The sequence below is a fragment of the Parerythrobacter lacustris genome, from assembly GCF_024626475.1.
Classification (GTDB): Bacteria; Pseudomonadota; Alphaproteobacteria; order Sphingomonadales; family Sphingomonadaceae; genus Parerythrobacter_A; species Parerythrobacter_A lacustris.
Genome location: NZ_JANKHH010000003.1, coordinates 244,027 through 262,692 on the forward strand (window position 1 = coordinate 244,027; position 18,666 = coordinate 262,692).

Sequence of the window (18,666 nt, forward strand, 5' to 3'; positions counted from 1 at the left end):
TTTATGGTGGTTTATGGTTTGTTCTGCAAGCCAGACACCATTCTTCCTGTTGCCATGGTGCATGCCTGCTTGCGGTTGTCAGTCCTACCCCGTTTCCATTCTCAATCGTCTTGCTCTTGCACAGGCGACGATCCTCCATACTCGCGAATCTTGAGTACCCTCGCGGCGAGCTCGCGGGCTTCTTCGGCAGCGTCGACATAGCCGAGATCGTCGAAGATTCCTGCTGCCTGCCGCGCCAGATCGACCGCGGCGAGCGCCGCCAGCGTGTCGCCCGTCTGTTGCGACAGTTCGCCCTGCGCACGAGCCAGCGATACGGCGCTGAAAGCCCAGTGCCACGGCTGCGACGAGAGGTTGATCCGCGCCAGAACGGCCTTGCGCAAGGAAACAGCCTGCCGGATCGAGGCGGTGCCCACTTCGGCGGTGTCCGGATCATAGCCATGCGCTCCCGCATGGACTTCGAGCAGCTCGGCCGCCCGGTCCATTGCCGTTTGCCAGTCGTTCCAGAGTTCGCTCGCAGCCGCAGCCTCCGCCGCCTCGCGATAGCTGCCGACCGCACGCAGCGCCCTGGCATGGGCATCTTCCGGCGCAGGTCCAGCACTGCTGATCGCGCAAGCCGTCGGCGTCTCCTCACAGATTTCCGACTGGATATAGAGAATATGGCCGCGAGCGGTCAGCGCTTCGATCAGCCGGTTGGTCCGAAAGCGTGCGCTAAGAGGGCGTTCGGGATCGCGCAGGGTGGCTATCAATGTATCGGTTGTCTGCTCCAGCTCGATCAGCTGGGCCATGCCTTCCTCGCCGCGAACGCGTTCGGCGATGACCGACCGGATCTCGATCCGCGTCTGCTCTCCGGTCAGCCAGATGCCTCCGTGCGGCCCATCGGGCTCGACCAGCGCTTGCGCATCCTCCAGCAGATCGACAGCATCGCCCAGATTGATGCCCGACTGAAGATCGTAATCGTGAACCGCGAGCTTGTAGAGCGCCTGAGCTGCGCCGATCTGCGCTGCGGCCCATCGATGGGGGACCACATCCTTGGGAATCAGCCGCGTCGCTTCCTGAAAGGCCTGGATGGCATTAGCCAGATAGATCGGCTTGGATTCGATGTCGGTTACCTCGGCGCGATTGATCATCTGGCCGCCAAGGATTTCCCACATCAGAATGGCATCATGCGGCAGTCGATCGCGTGTCTCACCTCCGACGGGACGATAGGTCGCCGAGATCGGGATCAGACCTTCGCACTCGATCGCGAGCTTTATCCAAGCGATCGCTGCATCGAGGGCGTTGGCACGATCCGGGCCGGACAGTCGTTCAGCGAATTCGCCGTTGGCCCGGCTAGCCTGGAGATACAGCACGGGGGCAAGACCGGTCGACTCCAGCTCCGGCATTTCCGACATGCGCGCATAGGCATCGACGAGGAAGGTCAGCATCGTCTGCTTGGCGAAGGCACCACCATCGGCCGCCAGCTCGATCATATAGGCGGCTTGCAGGCGGCGACGCAGCGATTGCGGCGGATCGTCGGCCCCGGGCGCGGCGATCGCCTGCAACCGGTCGGCCGCCGCGATTTCCCCCCGCAGCATGAGTTCCCCGAGCACTTCGATTGCAGCATAGGCCGCCGCGTCGTCGCCAGTGGCGATGGCCTCGTCCTGGCGGCGCAGATCCTCGCGGCGACTGATCCTGCGCGCCACTTCCGCCACCTTGATCAGACCGCCGATCACCATCAGGTCGAGCAGCATCCTGAGGCCGAAGGCCACCCAGCCGCCCGACGGCAACACGGCGGATACGCCCGACGGATTGGCATACCCCAGAACCTCGACGTTGCCGACGATCGGTAGCGACTCCAGAGTTTCGGAGCCGATGTAGACGACATATTCGGCCAGTCCGCCATCGGACAGCGAGGTGAACAGGGTAAGCCCGGTTAGCCGCCAGATCAGCACCGGGCCGATCAGGAACACCGCCGACAGCGCGATGATCAGTTCGTCATTGTAATCTTCGTGACCGGGAATGCGCTTCCGATCGGCGCGCAGGCCGGCTGCGCGGTCGCTTTCGTCCCAGCTCCAGCGACGGAACACGCCGATGACCCCGACCAGACCTGCCAAAAGGGTCGGCAGGGCGACATACACCGGAGCAATGGCGCCAAGCGCCGACAGCAGCAGCATCAGCCCGGCGAATTGTCCCCATCTGTGCCAGCGCCGCGCGCGGTCGAGTCCGCACCAGCCGGCGACTGAGCGCGCGAACCAGCTATCCAGCCGCTGCATGAGGGGCAGCGTCAGACTGTACAGGGCACCGCCCGATACCCTGACGATACGGCTGCCGAGCCAGACCAGCGCCAGGAACGCGGATGCCCCCCCAAGAGCGATCGCCCAGACGGTTCCGCCATTCGCAACTTCGGTCATGCTCATCGCCTGGCTCCCCATCGATCGCCAGCATGTGGACGATCGACTAAATCATGGGGAAGAATCGTAAAGCCAGCAACCGCCCCGATCTGCATTCCTGACAACCGCGTGTCTTCGTTCATGAATGGTTGCACCAAGACGGATTAGCGACAATGTTACCGTTTGAAGGCAAACAGCAACACAATGGCGTCACGATTTACCCTTCCGGGCAGCGAAAAGGCCCTGTTCGACCGCGCTGAGCTTGCGCGGCGGTTTGCGCTTGCGCGCGAACCGATGGTAGGGGCGGACGAAGCAGATCGGCCGCCGCTCCGGTATCTGCTGGCCGAGGCCAGCCATGTGCTGGAGCCGGTCAGGCGGCTGTTCCGGCGGCTCGATCTTGAGACTACCGACCGGCCGCGTACCGTGATGCTCTTGCCCGGTTTCGCCACTCATCCGGTGCGCATGCGTTATATGGCGCAGCAGCTTGAGAAGGCGGGGCACACCGTCAAGCGCTGGGGGCTCGGTTTCAACCTCGGGCCGACGACAGAAAATATCGGCCAGCTTGAGCATCGGCTGCTCGAGATTTCCGAACGCTATGGTGACAAGGTTGTGCTGGTAGGATGGAGCCTCGGCGGGCTGTTCGCGCGCGAACTGGCGCACCGCCACCCCCAACGCGTGGCCAAGGTGATCACCATGGGTTCTCCATTTTCGGGCAATCCGCGTTCGAACAATGCCTGGCGCATCTACCAGTTCGTGGCCGGGCACCGGGTCGACCAATCTCCGGTCGAGCGCGACATCGCCAGCAAGCCGCCGGTCGAGACGGTAGCATTCTGGAGCGCGCGCGACGGTATTGTCAGCCCCCGTTCGTCGCGGGGGAGACCGGGAGAGCGCGACCGCGCGGTTGCGCTGCGCTGCAACCATCTCGGCTTCTCGTCTTCTAAGGAATGCATCGAAGCCGTGTTGCGCGAACTCGACGACGCTTGAACCTTCCCGACAAAGCGCTACCATTCGCAGGTGCACAATTTAGTGCGCTGGATTCGAACGGTTCCGGGGGTTCATGGCCGAGCGGCAGGCAAATTTCGACGAGATGCACGCCGGGGACGGATCGGTCCGACCTGCTTATACCGAATATTGCCATTGGCACGGCCAGCAAGACACAGCGTTCCTGCGGCGCAAGCATGCCGATTGCGAGACCAATTTTCGCAAGACCGGGATTACCTTCAACGTTTATGGCGAGGATGAAGCCGAAGAACGGCTGATCCCGTTCGACATGGTGCCGCGCGTCATCACTGCCGCAGAATGGCGGCGGCTTACCCGCGGGATCGAGCAGCGGGTGAGCGCGCTCAATGCCTTCCTATACGATCTTTATCACCGGCAGGAGATCGTGCGGGCGGGCCGGTTGCCGATGCGATTGCTGCGCGACAATGCTGCATGGTTGCAGCAGATGGTCGGCTTCACCCCGCCCGGGGGGGTTTATACGCATATCGTCGGGATCGACCTGGTGCGCACCGGGCCGAACGACTGGTACGTGTTGGAGGACAATGCCCGCACACCTTCGGGCGTGAGCTACATGCTCGAAAACCGCGAAACCATGATGGCGATGTTCCCCGAACTGTTTTCGCAGGTGCCTGTCGAGCCGGTGTCGAACTATCCCAACCGCCTGGCCAAGAGCCTCGCGGCCTGTGCGCCGGCGGCGGCCAAGGGCAAGCCCACCGTCGCCGTGCTCACGCCGGGCATCTACAACAGCGCCTATTTCGAGCATTCCTTCCTCGCCGACCAGATGGGGGCCGAACTCGTCGAGGGCAGCGATCTCAGGGTCAAGGACGGACGTGTCCAGATGCGCACGACGCGCGGTTACGAGCCGGTCGACGTGATATATCGCCGGGTGGACGACGAGTTTCTCGATCCGCTGACCTTCAATCCGTCGAGCCTTCTCGGCGTGCCGGGTATCATGGATGTCTATCGGGCCGGCGGGGTGACGATCGCTAATGCCCCCGGCACCGGCATTTGCGACGACAAGGCGATCTACAGTTTCATGCCGGAAATCGTCGAATTCTACACCGGCGAGAAGCCGCTACTGCCCAACGTTCAGACATGGCGTTGCTCGGACAAGGACAGCCTGAAATACGTGCTCGACAATCTCGCTGAGGTCGTCGTCAAGGAAGTCCACGGTTCGGGCGGGTACGGCATGCTGATCGGTCCGACCGCCTCGAAGAACGAAATCGCCGTCTTCCGCAAGAAGCTGCTGGCCAACCCGAAAAACTATATCGCGCAGCCGACCCTGTCGCTTTCGACTTGCCCTATCTTCACCCGCCAGGGCCTCGCACCGCGGCATGTCGATCTGCGACCCTTCGTTCTCGTTTCACCGGACAGGATCGACATCACCCCGGGCGGATTGACCCGGGTGGCGCTTAAGAAAGGTTCGTTGGTGGTCAACTCCTCGCAAGGTGGCGGCACCAAGGATACGTGGGTGCTCAAGGAAACATGACGGGGAACCTGCCTTGCTAGGCCGCACGGCCAACGGAATGTTCTGGATGTTCCGCTACCTCGAACGGGCGGAGAATACTGCACGCCTGCTTGAAGCCGGCTTGCGGATGGCCGTAACCCGCGACTTGGTGACGGCGGAGGAGGAGTGGCGTTCGGTTATTTCCACGCTAGGCATGCGAGATGCGTTCGAACGCCATCATGCGACCTACACCGGCTATCAGGTGTGGAACTTCATCCTGCGCGACAAGGATAACGCAGCGAGCGTGCTTAACATGATGCGCGAGGTGCGGACCAATGCCCGCGCGGTGCGCACCGCCATCACCGCCGAATTGTGGGAAGTGATCAACGAAAGCTGGATGCAGGTGCGCGATTTGCTCGCCAGGCCGGTGGGGCAGGGCAGCGTCGGCGAAATTGTCGCGCTCGTCCGCCGTGCCGGGACGCTGGCGCACGGCGCCATGGCAGGGACGCTGCTGCGCAGCGAAGGCTATCACTTCGCCCGCGCGGGGACCTTCGTCGAGCGGGCGGACAGCGTTGCGCGCATCCTCGACCTCAAATACTTCCTCCTGCTTCCCTCGCTCTCCTATGTCGGATCGAGCCTCGACAAGGGTCAGTGGGACAATGTGCTGCGCTCGGTGTCTGGCGATCGCGCCTATCGCTGGCTCAATGCGGGGACGATCGACGCACGCGGGATCGTGGAATTCCTCGTCCTCGACGAGCGTTTCCCGCGCAGTCTTGCCTTCTGCCACTCGGCTCTGCGCGAAGAATTGAACGCTCTGGACCGGCTTCACGGCAAGGAAGGCACGAGCAACCACCTGATGCGCGAGGCTGATCTGCGCATGGCCAATCTGACCATCGAGACGGTTTTCGAGCGCGGCCTGCACGAGTTCCTGCTCGGTTTCATGGCCTCCAATTCGGCCATCGCTGCTGCGATTGCCGAAGATTACAGATTTGCGAGGTAGGCGAAGTGAAGCTTTCGATCCGTCATACCACGCGATACCGCTTCTCCGAGCCGGTGGTGCATGCATTGCAGCGCCTCAGGCTGAAACCGAAGAGCACGCAGGGGCAGCAAGTCCTCAACTGGAAGATGTCTTACGAGAACGCTTCGCCCGAGCTCGACTATGACGACCAGCATTTCAACGCCATCACACTGGTCAGCGTCGATAGCGGTGTCACCGAAGTGGTCGTGCAGTGCGAAGGAACGGTGCTGACGGAAGACAACGCCGGGGTGATTGGTCATCATTCGGGCCATTTGCCGCTGTGGTCGTTCCTCGGCCAGACCCGCCTGACCAAGCCCGGGCCGAGAATCCGTGCTATGGTATCGAGCCTTGAAGAGGCGAAGGGAGACCGGTTGGCGTTCCTTCACGCGCTCTCGAGCCGGATCTCGGAACAGGTCGAGTATCGCACCGGCCAGACTGGGCCCGCTACGACTGCGGAAGAAGCTGCCGAACTCGGACTGGGCGTGTGCCAGGATCACGCGCACATCTTCATCGGTGCCGCACGTTTGATGGATATCCCGGTAAGGTATGTCAGCGGCTACCTGATGATGAACGACCGGATCGATCAGGAAGCGACCCACGCCTGGGCCGAAGCGCATGTCGATGGGCTGGGCTGGGTCGGGTTCGACATATCGAACGGGATCAGCCCCGACCCGCGCTATGTCCGGGTTGCGACCGGGCTGGACTATCGCGATGCCGCCCCGATCACCGGGATCAGTTTTGGCACAGCTAACGAGATGCTTCGGGTTGACGTGGCGGTCGAGCAGCAACAGGCTGATCAATAGCGCGCATCGCGCCCGCGCGCTGCTATCGGGGGAACGACTGACAGATGACCTATTGCGTGGGCATGGTGCTGGACAAAGGGCTCGTGTTGATGAGCGACACGCGGACCAATTCGGGCGTCGACAATATCTCGGTGTTTCGCAAGATGGTTCACTGGCAAGTGCCGGGCGAGCGGCTGATCGCGGTCATGACAGCGGGCAATCTGGCCACCACCCAGTCGGTCATCAGCCAACTTGAAGAGCGGACGAAGGCACCGGACGAGCGATCAAATTCGCTGCTTGGCATGCCGACCATGTTCCAGGTTGCAAGCGAGATCGGCAGGCTCCTCCGAAGGACTATCGAAGAACAGCAGTCCGCCAATGGACCGAGCGGATCAGGTCGGTTCACCGCTTCGATCATCCTCGCCGGCCAGATCGCCGGGATGGAGCCGCGCCTGTTCCTGATCTATCCGGAAGGCAATTTCATCGAGGCCAGCACCGACACGCCGTTCTTCCAGATCGGGGAGACCAAGTATGGTCGCCCCATTCTGATCCGGGGCTACGACAGCAGCATGAGCTTCGAGGACGCGGTGAAGCTGTTGATGGTTTCGTTCGATTCCACCCTCAAGGCCAACCTCTCGGTCGGGCTGCCACTGGACCTTATGGTAATCGGCCGCGACACGTTCGAGCCGACACACCAGCGGCGGATCACCCATGATGATACGTACTATCAGGCGATATCGTCGAGTTGGGGTGATGCCCTGAGAAATGCGTTTCATTCATTGCCTGATTTTGGGTTCTATCCTTAAGTAAAAATGCATAAGTATTATTGACATCCGTCTAATTACTGTCCGAATATTTACCTAAGATTACTCCATAATGGAGTTTTAGAAAAACCTTTCAATTCAACGGCACAGTCGAATTGACACGAAATGATACGCGAAAATGGAGTGAGATGGCGTTTCTTCGAAGGCCAACTGCCGACAGCCTGCCGGCATGGAAAAACGTCTTGTACTTCACTGTGTCGACCACGATAGCCGGACCCGTGCCGAGCTTGCTCGCGCCGTTTTTGAGCTAGGATGCCATGCCGAGGTCTATAGCTCTCTCGAGGAGCTGTTGGATCACCATCCGCGAGATGGCATTGTGCTTGCGCGCGATTATCCGCAACTTGGCGGTATTGCGCCGTTTCTTGATGCGCTGGCTGAATTCGGAATCTGGCTGCCGGTCATTGCGACCGACACCCAGCCGACGACCTCGCGCATTGTTGCGGCAATGAAGGCCGGTTCGCTCGATTATCTCCCTTTGCCGGTCGAGGTCGGACGGCTCGCTGCGATGCTCGAACGTATCGGCGACGAAGCCGAGCGGCGAAGCGAAGCGAGGCGGCGCATGGTCGAGGCGCGGAACCGCATCGCCGCGCTGTCCAACCGCGAGCGGGAGGTGCTCGAATGGCTGGCAGGCGGCAGCAGCAACAAGACCATCGCCCGGCAGCTCGACATCAGCCCGAGGACGGTCGAGATCCACCGCGCCAACATGATGAGCAAGCTCGGCGCCAAGCACCCCGCCGATGCGGTGCGGCTGTCGTTCGAGGCCGGGCTGGAGGCGCCCAGAGCGGCACAGCGCGCGGCCTAGCGGCAGAACCCCTTGCCGCCCGCCTCGAGATGGAAGTGGTCGGCATGCGCGGTGTTGTATTCCGGCCCGAGCACCGTGCCGAAGCGCTTGCAGGCGCTGGCCTGGACGGTGCGGAGGAACTCGCGTTCCTTGCTGTTGCCGCCCCGCCATTGCCCCAGGACGCTCACCCGGCGCCCATCCTCGAGCACGAAGGCCGCGACATCCACCGCCTCCGCCCGGGCATGGGCCGAACGCTTGCTCGACCCGGCGACGTTGCGGCAGGAATAGCTCCCCATCGTCTCGATCCGCGCCAGCGGGCTACCGAGGATCTGCCGCGCTGCGCGGTCGACCCCGTAGCGGGCCCACCCCGCCAGCGCCTGCGCGGTGGGGCAGGTGACCGGGCCCATATTCGCCAGCGCGAAACCCTGCGCATCGCCCGCCAGTCGCTCCAGCGTCACCGCGCCGACCGCAGAGCATCCGGCGCCGTAGTACCGGTCCGGCTGCGGCACGAAGCGCGCGCCCGTCCCGCCCAGCTCGGCGAGGCATTGCCCCACCGCCGGACTCATCGCCACCCCTGAGGCGCGCGCCTCGGCCCGTGGAGCGGAGGCCTGGCGCCCCTCGGGCAGCAGGCTGCATCCCCCGAGGGTGAGCACGAACAGCAGCGATGCGGAGCGCGTGACCATGTCGGGGAAACTACCGGCGCCATGGTTAACGCCCCGCTAATTCCGCCCCTCCGTCGATCGCGCAATCAGGGCGCTTCGCACTGCTCCCACAGCTCGATCTTCACCCCGTCCGGGTCGAGCAGCCAGGCGAACTTGCCGTAGCCTTCGTCCGAGGTGCCGAGGATCTCGACCCCCTTGTCCTTCAGCTGCGCCACCATGCCGTCGCAATCGTCGACCCGCATGTTGATCATGAAGCCGCCGATGCCGGGCTTGATATACTGGTCGTCCTTGAAGTGGCTGACGAGCGAGTAGGGCGCCTCGCAGGTCTCCTCCGACCACATCAGCTGCGGCCCGTAATCGCCCTCAAGCCCCAGAACATCGCGGTACCACGCCCGCGTCGCCTCGGGGTCCTTCACGACGTAGAACACGCCGCCCAGTCCTGTGATTTTTGGCCCGGTCACTTTTGCCATATCCCACTCCCGTCTCCCGCCAAAGGCGACACTAAGGCGACACCAAAAACGCTTCCGGCCGCCCCATGGTTCGCAGCGTGACGATGCTGCCAAATTGCCCAAGTTTGCACAGTGGCGCGATGAAAACGCGTAAAGTTGCGCCCCCGCACTGGCGAGCCGGATGAAGGAGGGCGGGGCGATGTTAGCAGGCTTGGGGCGTGTAGGAAAACGGGGAGTTGAGGCTCAAATCTCGCGGAGATCTATCTCTTCAAATTCGTGATAAACTCGCCGTAGGTCCAAATGCTTTATGCGAAATTGGCTCCGCCTTTTAATCTCGGTGCGCCCTGGCCCGTCAACAAGCTTAATGCCTGGATCATAGTAGATCTGACCCTCGACGAATGCTTTGAGAAATAGAATGAAATCTGTTTGCTCACACAATTGAACCCTATGACCGAAGCGATAGCGTCTTGGGTCTAACTCACACATTGATGCAACATACGCAGCCCTAGCGTGTGAGTAGCCCCGAGTTTTCTAGACGCCTTCGGTGCTCATGTTTTGCTGCCGTTCGAACTCGACGGGTGACAGCATCCCGTTCCTGACCTGCTTGCGCACCGGGTTGTAGAACATCTCGATGTAATCGAACACATCCTGCCTTGCCTCGTTGCGTGAGCGATAGGTCCGGCGCCGGATGCGTTCGCGCTTGAGCGAGGAGAAGAAGCTCTCGGCCACGGCATTGTCATGACAGTTGCCGCGTCGGCTCATCGAGTGCTCAAGATTGTGAGCCCGGATGAACGCAGCCCAGTCCATGCTGGTGAACTGCGAGCCCTGATCCGAATGGATCAGTACCCGTTGCTTGGGCTTGCGCCGCCATACCGCCATGTGCAGCGCCTGCAGCACCACATCGGTGGTCTGCCGGCTTTGCATTGACCAACCCACCACGCGGCGGGAGTACAAGTCGATCACGACAGCCAGATAGGCAAAGCCCTCCAAGGTGCGAATGTAGGTGATGTCTGTCACCCAGGCCCGGTCTGGCGCAGCCACGTCGAACTGACGATCCAGAGTGTTGTCGACCGCCAGAGACGGCTTGCCACCATAGCTGCCTGGCCTGCGCTTGTAGCCGATCTGGGCCTTGATACCCGCCAGCCTGGTCAGCCGGGCAACGCGGTTCGGGCAGCAGGTCTCACCGTGATCCAGCAGGTCATCGTGCAGCTTGCGGTAGCCATAGACCTTGCCGCTGTCGTTCCAGGCTTGCCGGATCAACTCCGTCTGCCGAGCATCTTCCTGAGCTCGCTGACTCAGCGGACTCTTCTGCCACGCATAGAACCCGCTGGGATGGATGCGAAGACACCGGCACATCGCGCGCACCGAGAACAGCGTGCGATGATCGGCTACGAACGCGTATCTCACTTTGCATCCCTGGCGAAATACGCGGTGGCTTTTTTTAGGATGTCACGCTCCTCGGTCACCCGGGCCAACTCGCGCTTCAGTTGGCGGATCTCCGCATCCTTGTTGGCATCGCCGGATACCACCTTCGCGAACCGTCGCTTCCACGCATACAGCGAGTGCGGGCTGACCCCGAGCCGCTGAGAAACCTCCGCTACCGGATATCCACGCTCGATGATCTGGGCCACCGCATCACGCTTGAACTCATCACTGAAATTGGGCTTCCCCATCGTCGCCTCCTGTCCTCAAAATTAGGATCGAAGGCGTCCAGAAATCTAGGGGCTACTCATCCCAACGATAAATTTGGCGAGAACTATATCCAGCTTTGTCGGCGAATTCCTCGACTGTCAGGCCTGCCTGAGTCCTGAGCAAAGCAAATTCATCCGGCGACATGAGGTTCTCCTGGGACAAATTCCGACACCCTGTCGGAATTTGCCCTCGCTAACTGACTCAACGGATCGTGAAAAGAAAAATGTTCCTTTTTTGTTCCGAATTGGACTATTCTTCCACAGACGAGGTGCCATTAGGCCACCCTCCTCTTCCCCGTCACCAAACTCACCCCCCAGATCGCCAGCCACGCTGCCACAAACCCCGGTATGATCTCGTACACCCCCGGTCCGCCCATGAAGCTTGCGCTCCATCCCAGCGCGATCCACGCCATCACCACCGCCGCGCCCGTCACCAGCCCGGCCAGCGCGCCCGCGCCGGTCATCCGGTCCCAGGTCAGCGACAGCACGATCAGCGGGCCGAAGGCCGCGCCGAAGCCGGCCCAGGCGTTGGACACGAGGCCGAGCACCTGGCTGTCGCGGTCGTAAGCGATGGCGATCGCCGCCAGCGCGACCAGCAGCACGCTCAACCGGCCGATGTTGACCGCCTCGCGCTCGCTTGCCTGCTTGCGCAGGAACAGGCGGTAGAAATCCTCGGTCAGGCTGCTCGAGGCGACCAGCAGCTGCGAGCTGATCGTGCTCATCACCGCCGCCAGCAGCGCGGCGAGCAGGAAGCCGGTGATCAGCGGATGGAACAGCAGGTCGGCGAGCACGATGAAGATCGTCTCCGGATCCTCCAGCACCATGTTGTTGCGCTCGACATAGGCGCGCCCCGCCAGCCCCACACCGATCGCGCCGAGCAGGCACACGCCCATCCAGCCCATGCCGATATTGCGCGCGGCGGGCACGTCCTTGACGCTGCGGATCGCCATGAAGCGGACGATGATATGCGGCTGGCCGAAATAGCCGAGCCCCCAGGTCACCGCGCTGAGGAAACCGACCAGCGTCAGCCCGTGGGTTAGGCTGAGGAAGCCCTCCTGCGGCACCGCCGCGATGCTCGCCCCCGATGCGCCGCCGGGGCCGAACATCACCACCAGCGGCATCAGCACCAGCGCCACCAGCATGATGATGCCCTGCACGAAATCGGTCAGGCTCACCGCCAGAAAGCCGCCGACCATGGTGTAGGCGAGCACCACGCCCGCGGTGATCCACAGCCCCGCGATATAGGGGTCGCCCCAGCCGCTGACGGCGGCGGAGAGGCCGGTCTCGAACAGCTTGCCGCCCGCGACCATGCCCGAGGCGGTGTAGACCGCGAAGAATACCACGATCACCACGGCGGAGACGACGCGCAGCGCGATTGCCTTGTCGGGGAAGCGGTTGGCGAGGAATTCGGGGATGGTCAGCGCATTGCCGCGCGCCTCGGTCTGTTCGCGCAGCCGCGGGGCGACCACGATCCAGTTGACCAGCGCGCCGACGAACAGCCCGATGCCGATCCACGCCTCGACCAGCCCGGCGGCGTAGAGCGCGCCCGGCAGACCGAGCAGCAGCCAGCCCGACATGTCCGACGCGCCCGCGCTGAGCGCGGTGACCGAAGGCGAGAGGTTGCGGCCGCCGAGCAGATATCCTTCGCTGTCCTCGGTCGACTTGCGCCAGGCGTAGAGCCCGATCGCGAGCATGAGGATGAAATAGGCGGCGAGCGAGATGAGCGTTCCGGTCTTCATTGCGCAGGGGGTAACAGGGTGGGCGCGGCAAGGCCACAGTGCGCTTGTGCCTGTTCCCGATTGGGCTAGGTTCGCGCGCAAACCGCAACCCGAGAGGACCAAGCCATGACCCAGCCCGCCCGCTTTACCGGCAAGACCGTGATCGTCACCGGATCCTCGATGGGGATCGGCGAAGCGATCGCGCGGCGGTTCCATGGCGAGGGGGCGAATGTGGTGCTCAATTCGCGCAAGGCGGCGGATTGCGAGGCGGTCGCCGCCACGCTCGGCGGGGAGCGGGTGCTGGTGGTGGCAGGCGACGTCTCCTCCTCCGCCTTCGCGGCCGAGATCGTGGAGAAGACGGTGGCGGCGTTCGGCGGGATCGACGTACTGGTCAACAACGCGGGGGTGGGGCGCACTGGCCGCCTGTCCGATGCTTCGGACGAGCTGATCGACATGATCATCGACATCAATCTGAAGGGCATCCTCTACCTCACCCGCGAGGCGTTCCCGCACCTGCTCGCCGCGAAGGGCAATGTGGTGAACATCTCCAGCGTCTCGGGCCTCGGCGGCGACTGGGGGCTGGGGGTCTACAACGCGAGCAAGGGCGGGGTGTGCAACCTGACCCGCGCGATGGCGCTCGAATTCGGCAGCCAGGGCGTGCGCGCCAATGCGGTGTGCCCCTCGATGACCCGCTCCGACATGACCACCGGGGTGACAGAGAGCGAAGCGGCGATGAAGATGCTCGCCAACCGCATGCCGCTGGGCCGCGCTGCGGAGCCGGACGAGATCGCCGGCCCGGTGCTGTTCCTCGCCAGCGACGACGCGGTGTTCGTCAACGGGGTGAACCTTCCGGTCGACGGCGGGGTGACCGCGTCGAACGGCCAGCCCAACTTTTTCGGTTAGGGAAAGCGCCATGCCGATCGGTAGACGCACCGTGCTGGGCGGCCTGGTCGCAAGCGCCGCGGCCGGCCTCGCCGCCTGGCCGCTGCTGTCGCAGCAACCGGTAAAGGATCGCATCGGCCGGACTCCGGATGAAGAGAAGCTGATCGCGCAATTGGGTGTGCCCGTGGTGAAGGTGCCCGGCGCAGCGGCGCTGGCGACGTGGGAACAGATGCGCGCCAGCAGCGACGGCTACCCCGTGATCCTCGGCGATGTGTCGGCGCTCACCGACATCGTCGGCAGCATGGAGTTTTTCGCTGGGAATCCCGCCGGCAGTGCGCGCGAGACGATCATCACCGAAGGCTCCGCGCTCGATTTCCCGGCCGTGATCCATGCCCTGCGCAAGGAAGAACGCGACCGGTTCCGCGCCGAATATCCCGAATATGCGGAGGAGATCGATGACGACACGGTCGATTACGGGCCGTGGCCGAAGGTCGCGCCGGAATCGCCGGGCCTCACCGTCCATGCCGACGTGCTGAGCGGCAAGCCGTTCGACAGCGTCTTCATCGCCCGCATCCCGAGCCCGCACGGCTGGCACGCCCCCGCGTGGTTCCACTGGGGCGGGTGGAACGCCAATCCGCTGCCGAAGTATCATGTCGCGGCGCTGCGCACGTGGGAAGAACGCTACGGTGCCGAGCTGGTCGGGATGGATGCCGCAACGCTCAACCTGCGGGTCAAGCGGCGACCCGAAACCCGCGAGGAAGCGCTCGCGCTCGCCTACGCGCAATACGACTATTGCAACGATATCGTCGATCAGGGTGTCGGCACGATTGCCAACCACGCCGCCAGCCTGATGGAATCGGACTGGTGGTATTTCTGGTGGGATTGAGCACCCGGTACACGTCCGCCTCGTAGAAGCCGACGATCAGTGTATCGGAGCCGCACGGCGGAGTGGGACGAGAGTGCCGGCCCGGTGCTGTTCCTCGCCAGCGACGATGCGGTGTTCGTCAACAGGGGCAGCATGGCGGTCGACGGCGGAGTGACCGCGTCGAACGGCCGCCCAACTTTTTCGGTTGATAACCGCCGCCGGCCCATCCGGCGTCCGGCGGCACCGAGCCGATCAGCAGCTGTTCTGTGCGCCTTCGCGGCAGAAATACCGGCTCACGGGGATCTGTTCGCCGTTGGGACCCTCGCGGAAATAGGTGCCGACGGCGAAATTGCCGTCCTCGCGCACGCTCCAGATGACCTTGCCCAGGTCCACCTGGCGGCGGTATTCCTTTTCAGCGGCAGCATCCTGGCGCAACTGGGCCAATTTGGCATCGACTTCGCGATCTGCGGCAGTGATGAAGGATCCGACGCTCTGGTACAGGTCGCGCGTGCGGGCAGAAGGGTCGCCGCGCTGAACCGCATCCCGCAACAAGGTGTAGCATTTGCGCAGTTCGGTAAGGGCGTAAACGGGCTCGCCCTGCTTGTAATACTGGATCCAGCCAACCGGTCCGGTGCTTTTGCTCGCCCGTATTTCCCGCGCGGGTTCGAAGTGGCAGTTGTAACCTTCGATACCGCGCGCGATCCCGAGCGCCAGCGACAGCTTGTCCTCGGGCCAGCCGCTGGCTTTCGAGATGCGGTACATGTCGTCGAACCCGGCAGGATAGGGGTTCTGCTTGTACAAATACCATTTGAGGTCCCGGCCCAGTTCCTGACGCTGGCCGCCGATGAGAAGGAATGTTCCCGCTTCCATCGCGAGGTATGAATCGCCGCAGCGGGTTCCTGCAACCGCTGCATAATAGGCAATCGTCTCGCTGCCGTCGCGTTTGGCGGCATCATACAGCATGCGGTTTGCCCCTGCGCAAAAGCGACCGCCGACATCTGCGCTCTTGCCCGCCATGTCATTCGCGGATGTGTTGGGGGCGAGCTCGAAAAACTCTGCCGTGTATTGCCCGGCAAAACCGCTGTTGTAGGTGCTCGCGATCGCCCTGTTCAGGGCCCATTTCTTGCCCAGTTCGGTCTGCGCTCCATAGCTGCCGGCCGTCTGTCGCAAGCGCGCTGCCAAAGCCCCCATCTGTGTGCTCTCGTCCGTCATCGAACTGACCAGCTTTTGCAGGGTGCCGTTGATATCGTAGGTATTGGCCCCGAGCATGTCGTTCGCGAGCAGTCCGAACTTGAAAGTGTCGTCGACCGTGAGATCGAGTTGCGCAAATTCCGCAGATTGAGGCGCGAAGGTCTGTGTAAAGCGGGAGTGGCTAAACAGGCGCAGGGCACATTTGCCGCACCCTAGCTGCGCGCCGGTGCGCCATGCCTGCTCGGCACGGCGGGGGTCGGGCGTGCCATTGCCGGGGTAAAACAAGCCATTGCCAAGCAGTTCGTAGCGCGCAGGCAACATCTGCGCGGCCTTCTCCATCAGGGCAATGCCCTTCTCCCGGTCGTACAAGCCGCCGCTGTCGGGATTGTTGTAGTAGGCCCCGAGGTCTTGCAGGATGAAGCCATTGCTCTTGGCCGGATCGCTGCGTTCCAGCAGGGCGATGGCTTCTGCCCAGCGATTTTCCTTGGTCAAGGCCGTTGCCTGGGCGAGCACCGCTCTTGTCGCCGCGTCGGCCCCAGAGTTCCAAGGCTCCTGGATCACCACCAGCTTATCGCGAGGCGCGTAAATCAACCCGGCAATGCGCTCTTCGGGCCAGACCAGCGGCAGTTCCTGCGCGGCGGCGCGATACGGCGCACACGCGGCCGAAAATACCACAAGCGCCGCTGCGAGCCACAGCAGCAGCGCACCGGACCGGTGGCGGGCGGATTGGCCTGCGGGTTTCATTACATTCGCGGACACTCTTCCCCCTGTCCCGGCAAACAGCCGGATTGTTGCATCAGGCGATTGGCAGGCCTTCCGGTCCGACGGTAACCAAGCTGTTGTAAAGAAACAAGCAGCCGGGGCGCGGCAGTGTGTTCCGGGATCACTGCCTGCCACCTTCCGGAAGAAACGCCTTGCCGCATCGCCCGGAACCTTTCGCCGCCTCCCACCGTTAGCGACCCGAACACCAAATCCCCTGGTCGCAACAAGGAACTACTTATGAAACTGGAATTTTTTGGCTCCAGCGCGGCAGCGCTGGGCATGCTGGCGCTCGCCACCCCCGCATTGGCACAGGATGCGAACACCGAGGGCCGATTCGACGGCCCTTACATCTCCGTATTCGGCGGCTCGAACAATGCCGCCGACTCGGACGACGACGGCTTCGAGTTCGACGTCGACGGTGATGGCGCGTTCGACGACAATGTGACCACGGTCGCAGGTGCCAACGCCTTCAGCCCCGGTTTCTGTTCGGGTAACCCGGGCACCTCGCCGACCCCGGTCTGCACCGGCAACGACAGCAAGATCGGCTACGGCGCGCGCATCGGTTACGACGTGCGCATGGGCGACGGTCCGTTCGTCGCGGGCGTCCTGATCGAAGGCGAACGCCCGCGGGTGCGCGAATTCACCTCGGGCTACAGCACCACGCCTGCGAGCTATACCATCGCACGCGAGCTCGACTGGTCGGCAGCTGCACGGGCGCGCGTCGGTATCTCGCCGGGCGACGGTCGCGGCCTGTTCTACGCCACCGGCGGGGTCGGTTATGCCAAGATCGAGCGTGACTTCTTCACCACCAACGGTGCCAACAGCTTCACCCCGAACGATCCCGACGAGTGGACCTTCGGCTGGCAGGCCGGCGGCGGTGCGGAACTGCTGTTGACCGACAACATCGGCATCGGGCTCGAGTATCTCTACTCGAACTACGACGATGGCGATTATGTCGTGACCGTCGGCCCCGGCACTGCCGGCCCGACCAACCCGTTCCTGCTCGGCTCGGGCACGACCGACCTGCGGCTGAACGATGGCGACTTCGACAGCCACTCGCTGCGCGCGTCGGTCAATCTGCGCTTCTGATCTCCGGCTGCTGCGACACGCCGGAAACGAGGGGCCGTCACCGCGAGGTGGCGGCCCTTTTCGTTGTCCGGTCTACTCGTCCACCTCGAAGAAGGTGACGAGCAGGATATCGAGATCGCGCTCAGGTTCGAAATCTCTCTTGCGCACCTCGAACTGCGTCGGAGAAATCTTTGTCACCCCGTCCATGCAGAAACTGACCAGATTGCCCGGCTCGCCCTTGTCGACCACCAGCCGGAAGTCCTTGATCGGCCCCGCCCAGTTGGCCCCGCTCCTGAGCACATAGCCGATCCAGGTCTCGCCGTAATAGGTCACCTTGCCCTTAGGCGGGTTGGCCAGCCGCCGGTCGATCCCGGCGATGAAATTCGCGTCGGTGCACCATTTGTCGGCGTATTCCTGCACCCCCTCGGGATAGTCCTTGCGCATCTGCGGATAGAGCAGCCCGCCCACGCTGCCGCCGATCAGCGGGGTGTAACGGTGGCTGACATTGACGGTGGCCCCGGCCGGGAACACCTGACGCCGCACGATGCTGCGCTGCACCTGCCAGACGGGCTCGACCGTGAAGCGGTCCGCCTCCGGCACGCTCCTGAACAGGCCGAGCTCCACCTGCCGCGCCTTCTCGGCATCGGGCCGGGCGCCCAGCCCCTCCATGAACTCGTACTCGCGGAACCAGTGGAGCGGCAAACCTTCCGCCGCGACCAGCTCGGTCACATCGCGCGAGCCGATCATCGCGCGGTCGGCCACTTCGTAATCGACCTTCTGGCCGTTCACCGTGGTGGTGAAATCGAGCTGGTCCCAGTCCGGGTGCGCATACCAGTCGACATAGGCCTCGGGATCGGGCTGCGCGGGGAGCGGGAAAGCGATCAGCACCTCGCGATCTTCCGGCGAGTGGTTGGTGTAGACGTAGTCGACCCGCACCTCCTCTGCCGAAATGAACAGCTCCTCCCGGTCCATCGAAATCGCGGCATTGGTTTTGAGCACCAGCCCCCCGAGCGCCCACTCCGCTTCGCTGTCGTTGGCGAGCGCGGGGGCGGCGAGGAGGGCGAGGGCGGCGAGGGTGGAAGCGAGTCTCATGCTGCGGAGATTATCGCAGGTGGTGGGGGGCGCAAGTGTCATGGATGGTTGGCTATACCACTATCT

At 63.2% G+C, this 18,666-nt stretch carries 16 protein-coding genes and 1 pseudogene; 9 read left to right on the forward strand and 8 right to left on the reverse strand.

Annotation, left to right across the window (positions count from 1 at the left end):
- Positions 1 to 101: 101 nt before the first annotated feature.
- Entirely contained in the window at positions 102 to 2,390 is a 2,289-nt protein-coding gene (locus tag NSO95_RS04580) for a ferric reductase-like transmembrane domain-containing protein (protein WP_257594977.1), read from the reverse strand.
- Positions 2,391 to 2,573: 183 nt separating this feature from the next.
- Here NSO95_RS04580 and NSO95_RS04585 point away from each other — a divergent pair, with 183 nt between their 5' ends.
- From NSO95_RS04585 to NSO95_RS15330, 6 genes are all read left to right on the forward strand, one after another.
- The gene (locus tag NSO95_RS04585; protein ID WP_257594978.1) at positions 2,574 to 3,353 is read left to right on the forward strand and encodes an esterase/lipase family protein; all 780 of its coding nucleotides are present in this window, start codon (positions 2,574 to 2,576) and stop codon (positions 3,351 to 3,353) included.
- Between the two features lie 73 nt (positions 3,354 to 3,426).
- Positions 3,427 to 4,857: a circularly permuted type 2 ATP-grasp protein gene (locus NSO95_RS04590; RefSeq protein WP_257594979.1), complete on the forward strand. Its 1,431-nt coding sequence runs from the start codon at positions 3,427 to 3,429 to the stop codon at positions 4,855 to 4,857.
- A 13-nt stretch (positions 4,858 to 4,870) separates the two neighbouring features.
- Positions 4,871 to 5,815 carry an alpha-E domain-containing protein gene (locus NSO95_RS04595; RefSeq protein WP_257594980.1) on the forward strand — a complete coding sequence of 315 codons (945 nt, stop codon included), beginning with the start codon at positions 4,871 to 4,873 and terminating at the stop codon, positions 5,813 to 5,815.
- 5 nt (positions 5,816 to 5,820) lie between these two features.
- On the forward strand, positions 5,821 to 6,636 hold the full coding sequence (locus NSO95_RS04600) for a transglutaminase family protein (RefSeq protein WP_257594981.1): 816 nt from the start codon (positions 5,821 to 5,823) through the stop codon (positions 6,634 to 6,636).
- A gap of 44 nt (positions 6,637 to 6,680) precedes the next feature.
- Positions 6,681 to 7,421: a proteasome-type protease gene (locus NSO95_RS04605; protein ID WP_257594982.1), complete on the forward strand. Its 741-nt coding sequence runs from the start codon at positions 6,681 to 6,683 to the stop codon at positions 7,419 to 7,421.
- A 334-nt stretch (positions 7,422 to 7,755) separates the two neighbouring features.
- Positions 7,756 to 8,241: a response regulator transcription factor gene (locus tag NSO95_RS15330; RefSeq protein WP_257594983.1), complete on the forward strand. Its 486-nt coding sequence runs from the start codon at positions 7,756 to 7,758 to the stop codon at positions 8,239 to 8,241.
- On the opposite strand, the gene NSO95_RS04615 is transcribed toward NSO95_RS15330, so the two are convergent.
- The 5 genes and pseudogenes from NSO95_RS04615 to putP all read right to left on the reverse strand — a co-directional run bounded on the left by NSO95_RS04615 (position 8,238) and on the right by putP (position 12,761).
- Entirely contained in the window at positions 8,238 to 8,903 is a 666-nt protein-coding gene (locus tag NSO95_RS04615) for an extensin family protein (RefSeq protein ID WP_257594984.1), read from the reverse strand. The two genes, NSO95_RS15330 and NSO95_RS04615, sit on opposite strands and share 4 nt — an antisense overlap.
- A 65-nt stretch (positions 8,904 to 8,968) precedes the next feature.
- Complete coding sequence (locus NSO95_RS04620; protein ID WP_257594985.1) at positions 8,969 to 9,352, reverse strand: VOC family protein; 384 nt, start codon at positions 9,350 to 9,352, stop codon at positions 8,969 to 8,971.
- A 222-nt stretch (positions 9,353 to 9,574) separates the two neighbouring features.
- Positions 9,575 to 9,832: pseudogene (locus NSO95_RS15335) on the reverse strand (MvaI/BcnI family restriction endonuclease); the annotation flags it as partial.
- Between the two features lie 30 nt (positions 9,833 to 9,862).
- A protein-coding gene (locus NSO95_RS04625; protein ID WP_257594986.1) for an IS3 family transposase occupies positions 9,863 to 11,004 on the reverse strand; the annotation gives its coding sequence in 2 pieces (ribosomal slippage) (positions 9,863 to 10,764 and positions 10,764 to 11,004; 1,143 coding nt in all).
- A gap of 293 nt (positions 11,005 to 11,297) precedes the next feature.
- Positions 11,298 to 12,761 carry a sodium/proline symporter PutP gene (gene putP / locus NSO95_RS04630; protein WP_257594987.1) on the reverse strand — a complete coding sequence of 488 codons (1,464 nt, stop codon included), beginning with the start codon at positions 12,759 to 12,761 and terminating at the stop codon, positions 11,298 to 11,300.
- Positions 12,762 to 12,866: 105 nt separating this feature from the next.
- Here putP and budC point away from each other — a divergent pair, with 105 nt between their 5' ends.
- Both budC and NSO95_RS04640 read left to right on the forward strand, forming a co-directional pair.
- Complete coding sequence (gene budC / locus NSO95_RS04635) at positions 12,867 to 13,643, forward strand: meso-2,3-butanediol dehydrogenase (protein WP_257594988.1); 777 nt, start codon at positions 12,867 to 12,869, stop codon at positions 13,641 to 13,643.
- 10 nt (positions 13,644 to 13,653) lie between these two features.
- Positions 13,654 to 14,508 carry a DUF4253 domain-containing protein gene (locus tag NSO95_RS04640; protein ID WP_257594989.1) on the forward strand — a complete coding sequence of 285 codons (855 nt, stop codon included), beginning with the start codon at positions 13,654 to 13,656 and terminating at the stop codon, positions 14,506 to 14,508.
- A 231-nt stretch (positions 14,509 to 14,739) separates the two neighbouring features.
- On the opposite strand, the gene NSO95_RS04645 is transcribed toward NSO95_RS04640, so the two are convergent.
- Positions 14,740 to 16,422, reverse strand: a complete 1,683-nt coding sequence (locus NSO95_RS04645; RefSeq protein WP_257594990.1) for a hypothetical protein — start codon at positions 16,420 to 16,422, stop codon at positions 14,740 to 14,742.
- Between the two features lie 255 nt (positions 16,423 to 16,677).
- On the opposite strand from NSO95_RS04645, the gene NSO95_RS04650 reads away from it, so the two are divergent.
- Positions 16,678 to 17,529, forward strand: coding sequence for an outer membrane protein (locus NSO95_RS04650; RefSeq protein ID WP_257594991.1), 852 nt, complete (start codon positions 16,678 to 16,680; stop codon positions 17,527 to 17,529).
- A gap of 72 nt (positions 17,530 to 17,601) precedes the next feature.
- Here the strand turns inward: NSO95_RS04650 and NSO95_RS04655 are convergent, their stop codons facing one another.
- On the reverse strand, positions 17,602 to 18,600 hold the full coding sequence (locus NSO95_RS04655; protein ID WP_257594992.1) for a DUF4424 family protein: 999 nt from the start codon (positions 18,598 to 18,600) through the stop codon (positions 17,602 to 17,604).
- Positions 18,601 to 18,666 lie beyond the last annotated feature (66 nt).

Bases quoted from the DNA above. Each gene is read 5' to 3' on its own strand.
- NSO95_RS04580 (WP_257594977.1), bottom strand. From the start codon at position 2,390: ATGACCGAAGTTGCGAATGGCGGAACCGTCTGGGCGATCGCTCTTGGG.
- NSO95_RS04655 (WP_257594992.1), bottom strand. From the start codon at position 18,600: ATGAGACTCGCTTCCACCCTCGCCGCCCTCGCCCTCCTCGCCGCCCCC.
- NSO95_RS04640 (WP_257594989.1), top strand. From the start codon at position 13,654: ATGCCGATCGGTAGACGCACCGTGCTGGGCGGCCTGGTCGCAAGCGCC.
- NSO95_RS04605 (WP_257594982.1), top strand. From the start codon at position 6,681: ATGACCTATTGCGTGGGCATGGTGCTGGACAAAGGGCTCGTGTTGATG.
- NSO95_RS04590 (WP_257594979.1), top strand. From the start codon at position 3,427: ATGGCCGAGCGGCAGGCAAATTTCGACGAGATGCACGCCGGGGACGGA.
- putP (WP_257594987.1), bottom strand. From the start codon at position 12,761: ATGAAGACCGGAACGCTCATCTCGCTCGCCGCCTATTTCATCCTCATG.
- NSO95_RS04645 (WP_257594990.1), bottom strand. From the start codon at position 16,422: ATGAAACCCGCAGGCCAATCCGCCCGCCACCGGTCCGGTGCGCTGCTG.
- NSO95_RS04650 (WP_257594991.1), top strand. From the start codon at position 16,678: ATGAAACTGGAATTTTTTGGCTCCAGCGCGGCAGCGCTGGGCATGCTG.
- NSO95_RS04615 (WP_257594984.1), bottom strand. From the start codon at position 8,903: ATGGTCACGCGCTCCGCATCGCTGCTGTTCGTGCTCACCCTCGGGGGA.
- budC (WP_257594988.1), top strand. From the start codon at position 12,867: ATGACCCAGCCCGCCCGCTTTACCGGCAAGACCGTGATCGTCACCGGA.
- NSO95_RS04620 (WP_257594985.1), bottom strand. From the start codon at position 9,352: ATGGCAAAAGTGACCGGGCCAAAAATCACAGGACTGGGCGGCGTGTTC.
- NSO95_RS04585 (WP_257594978.1), top strand. From the start codon at position 2,574: ATGGCGTCACGATTTACCCTTCCGGGCAGCGAAAAGGCCCTGTTCGAC.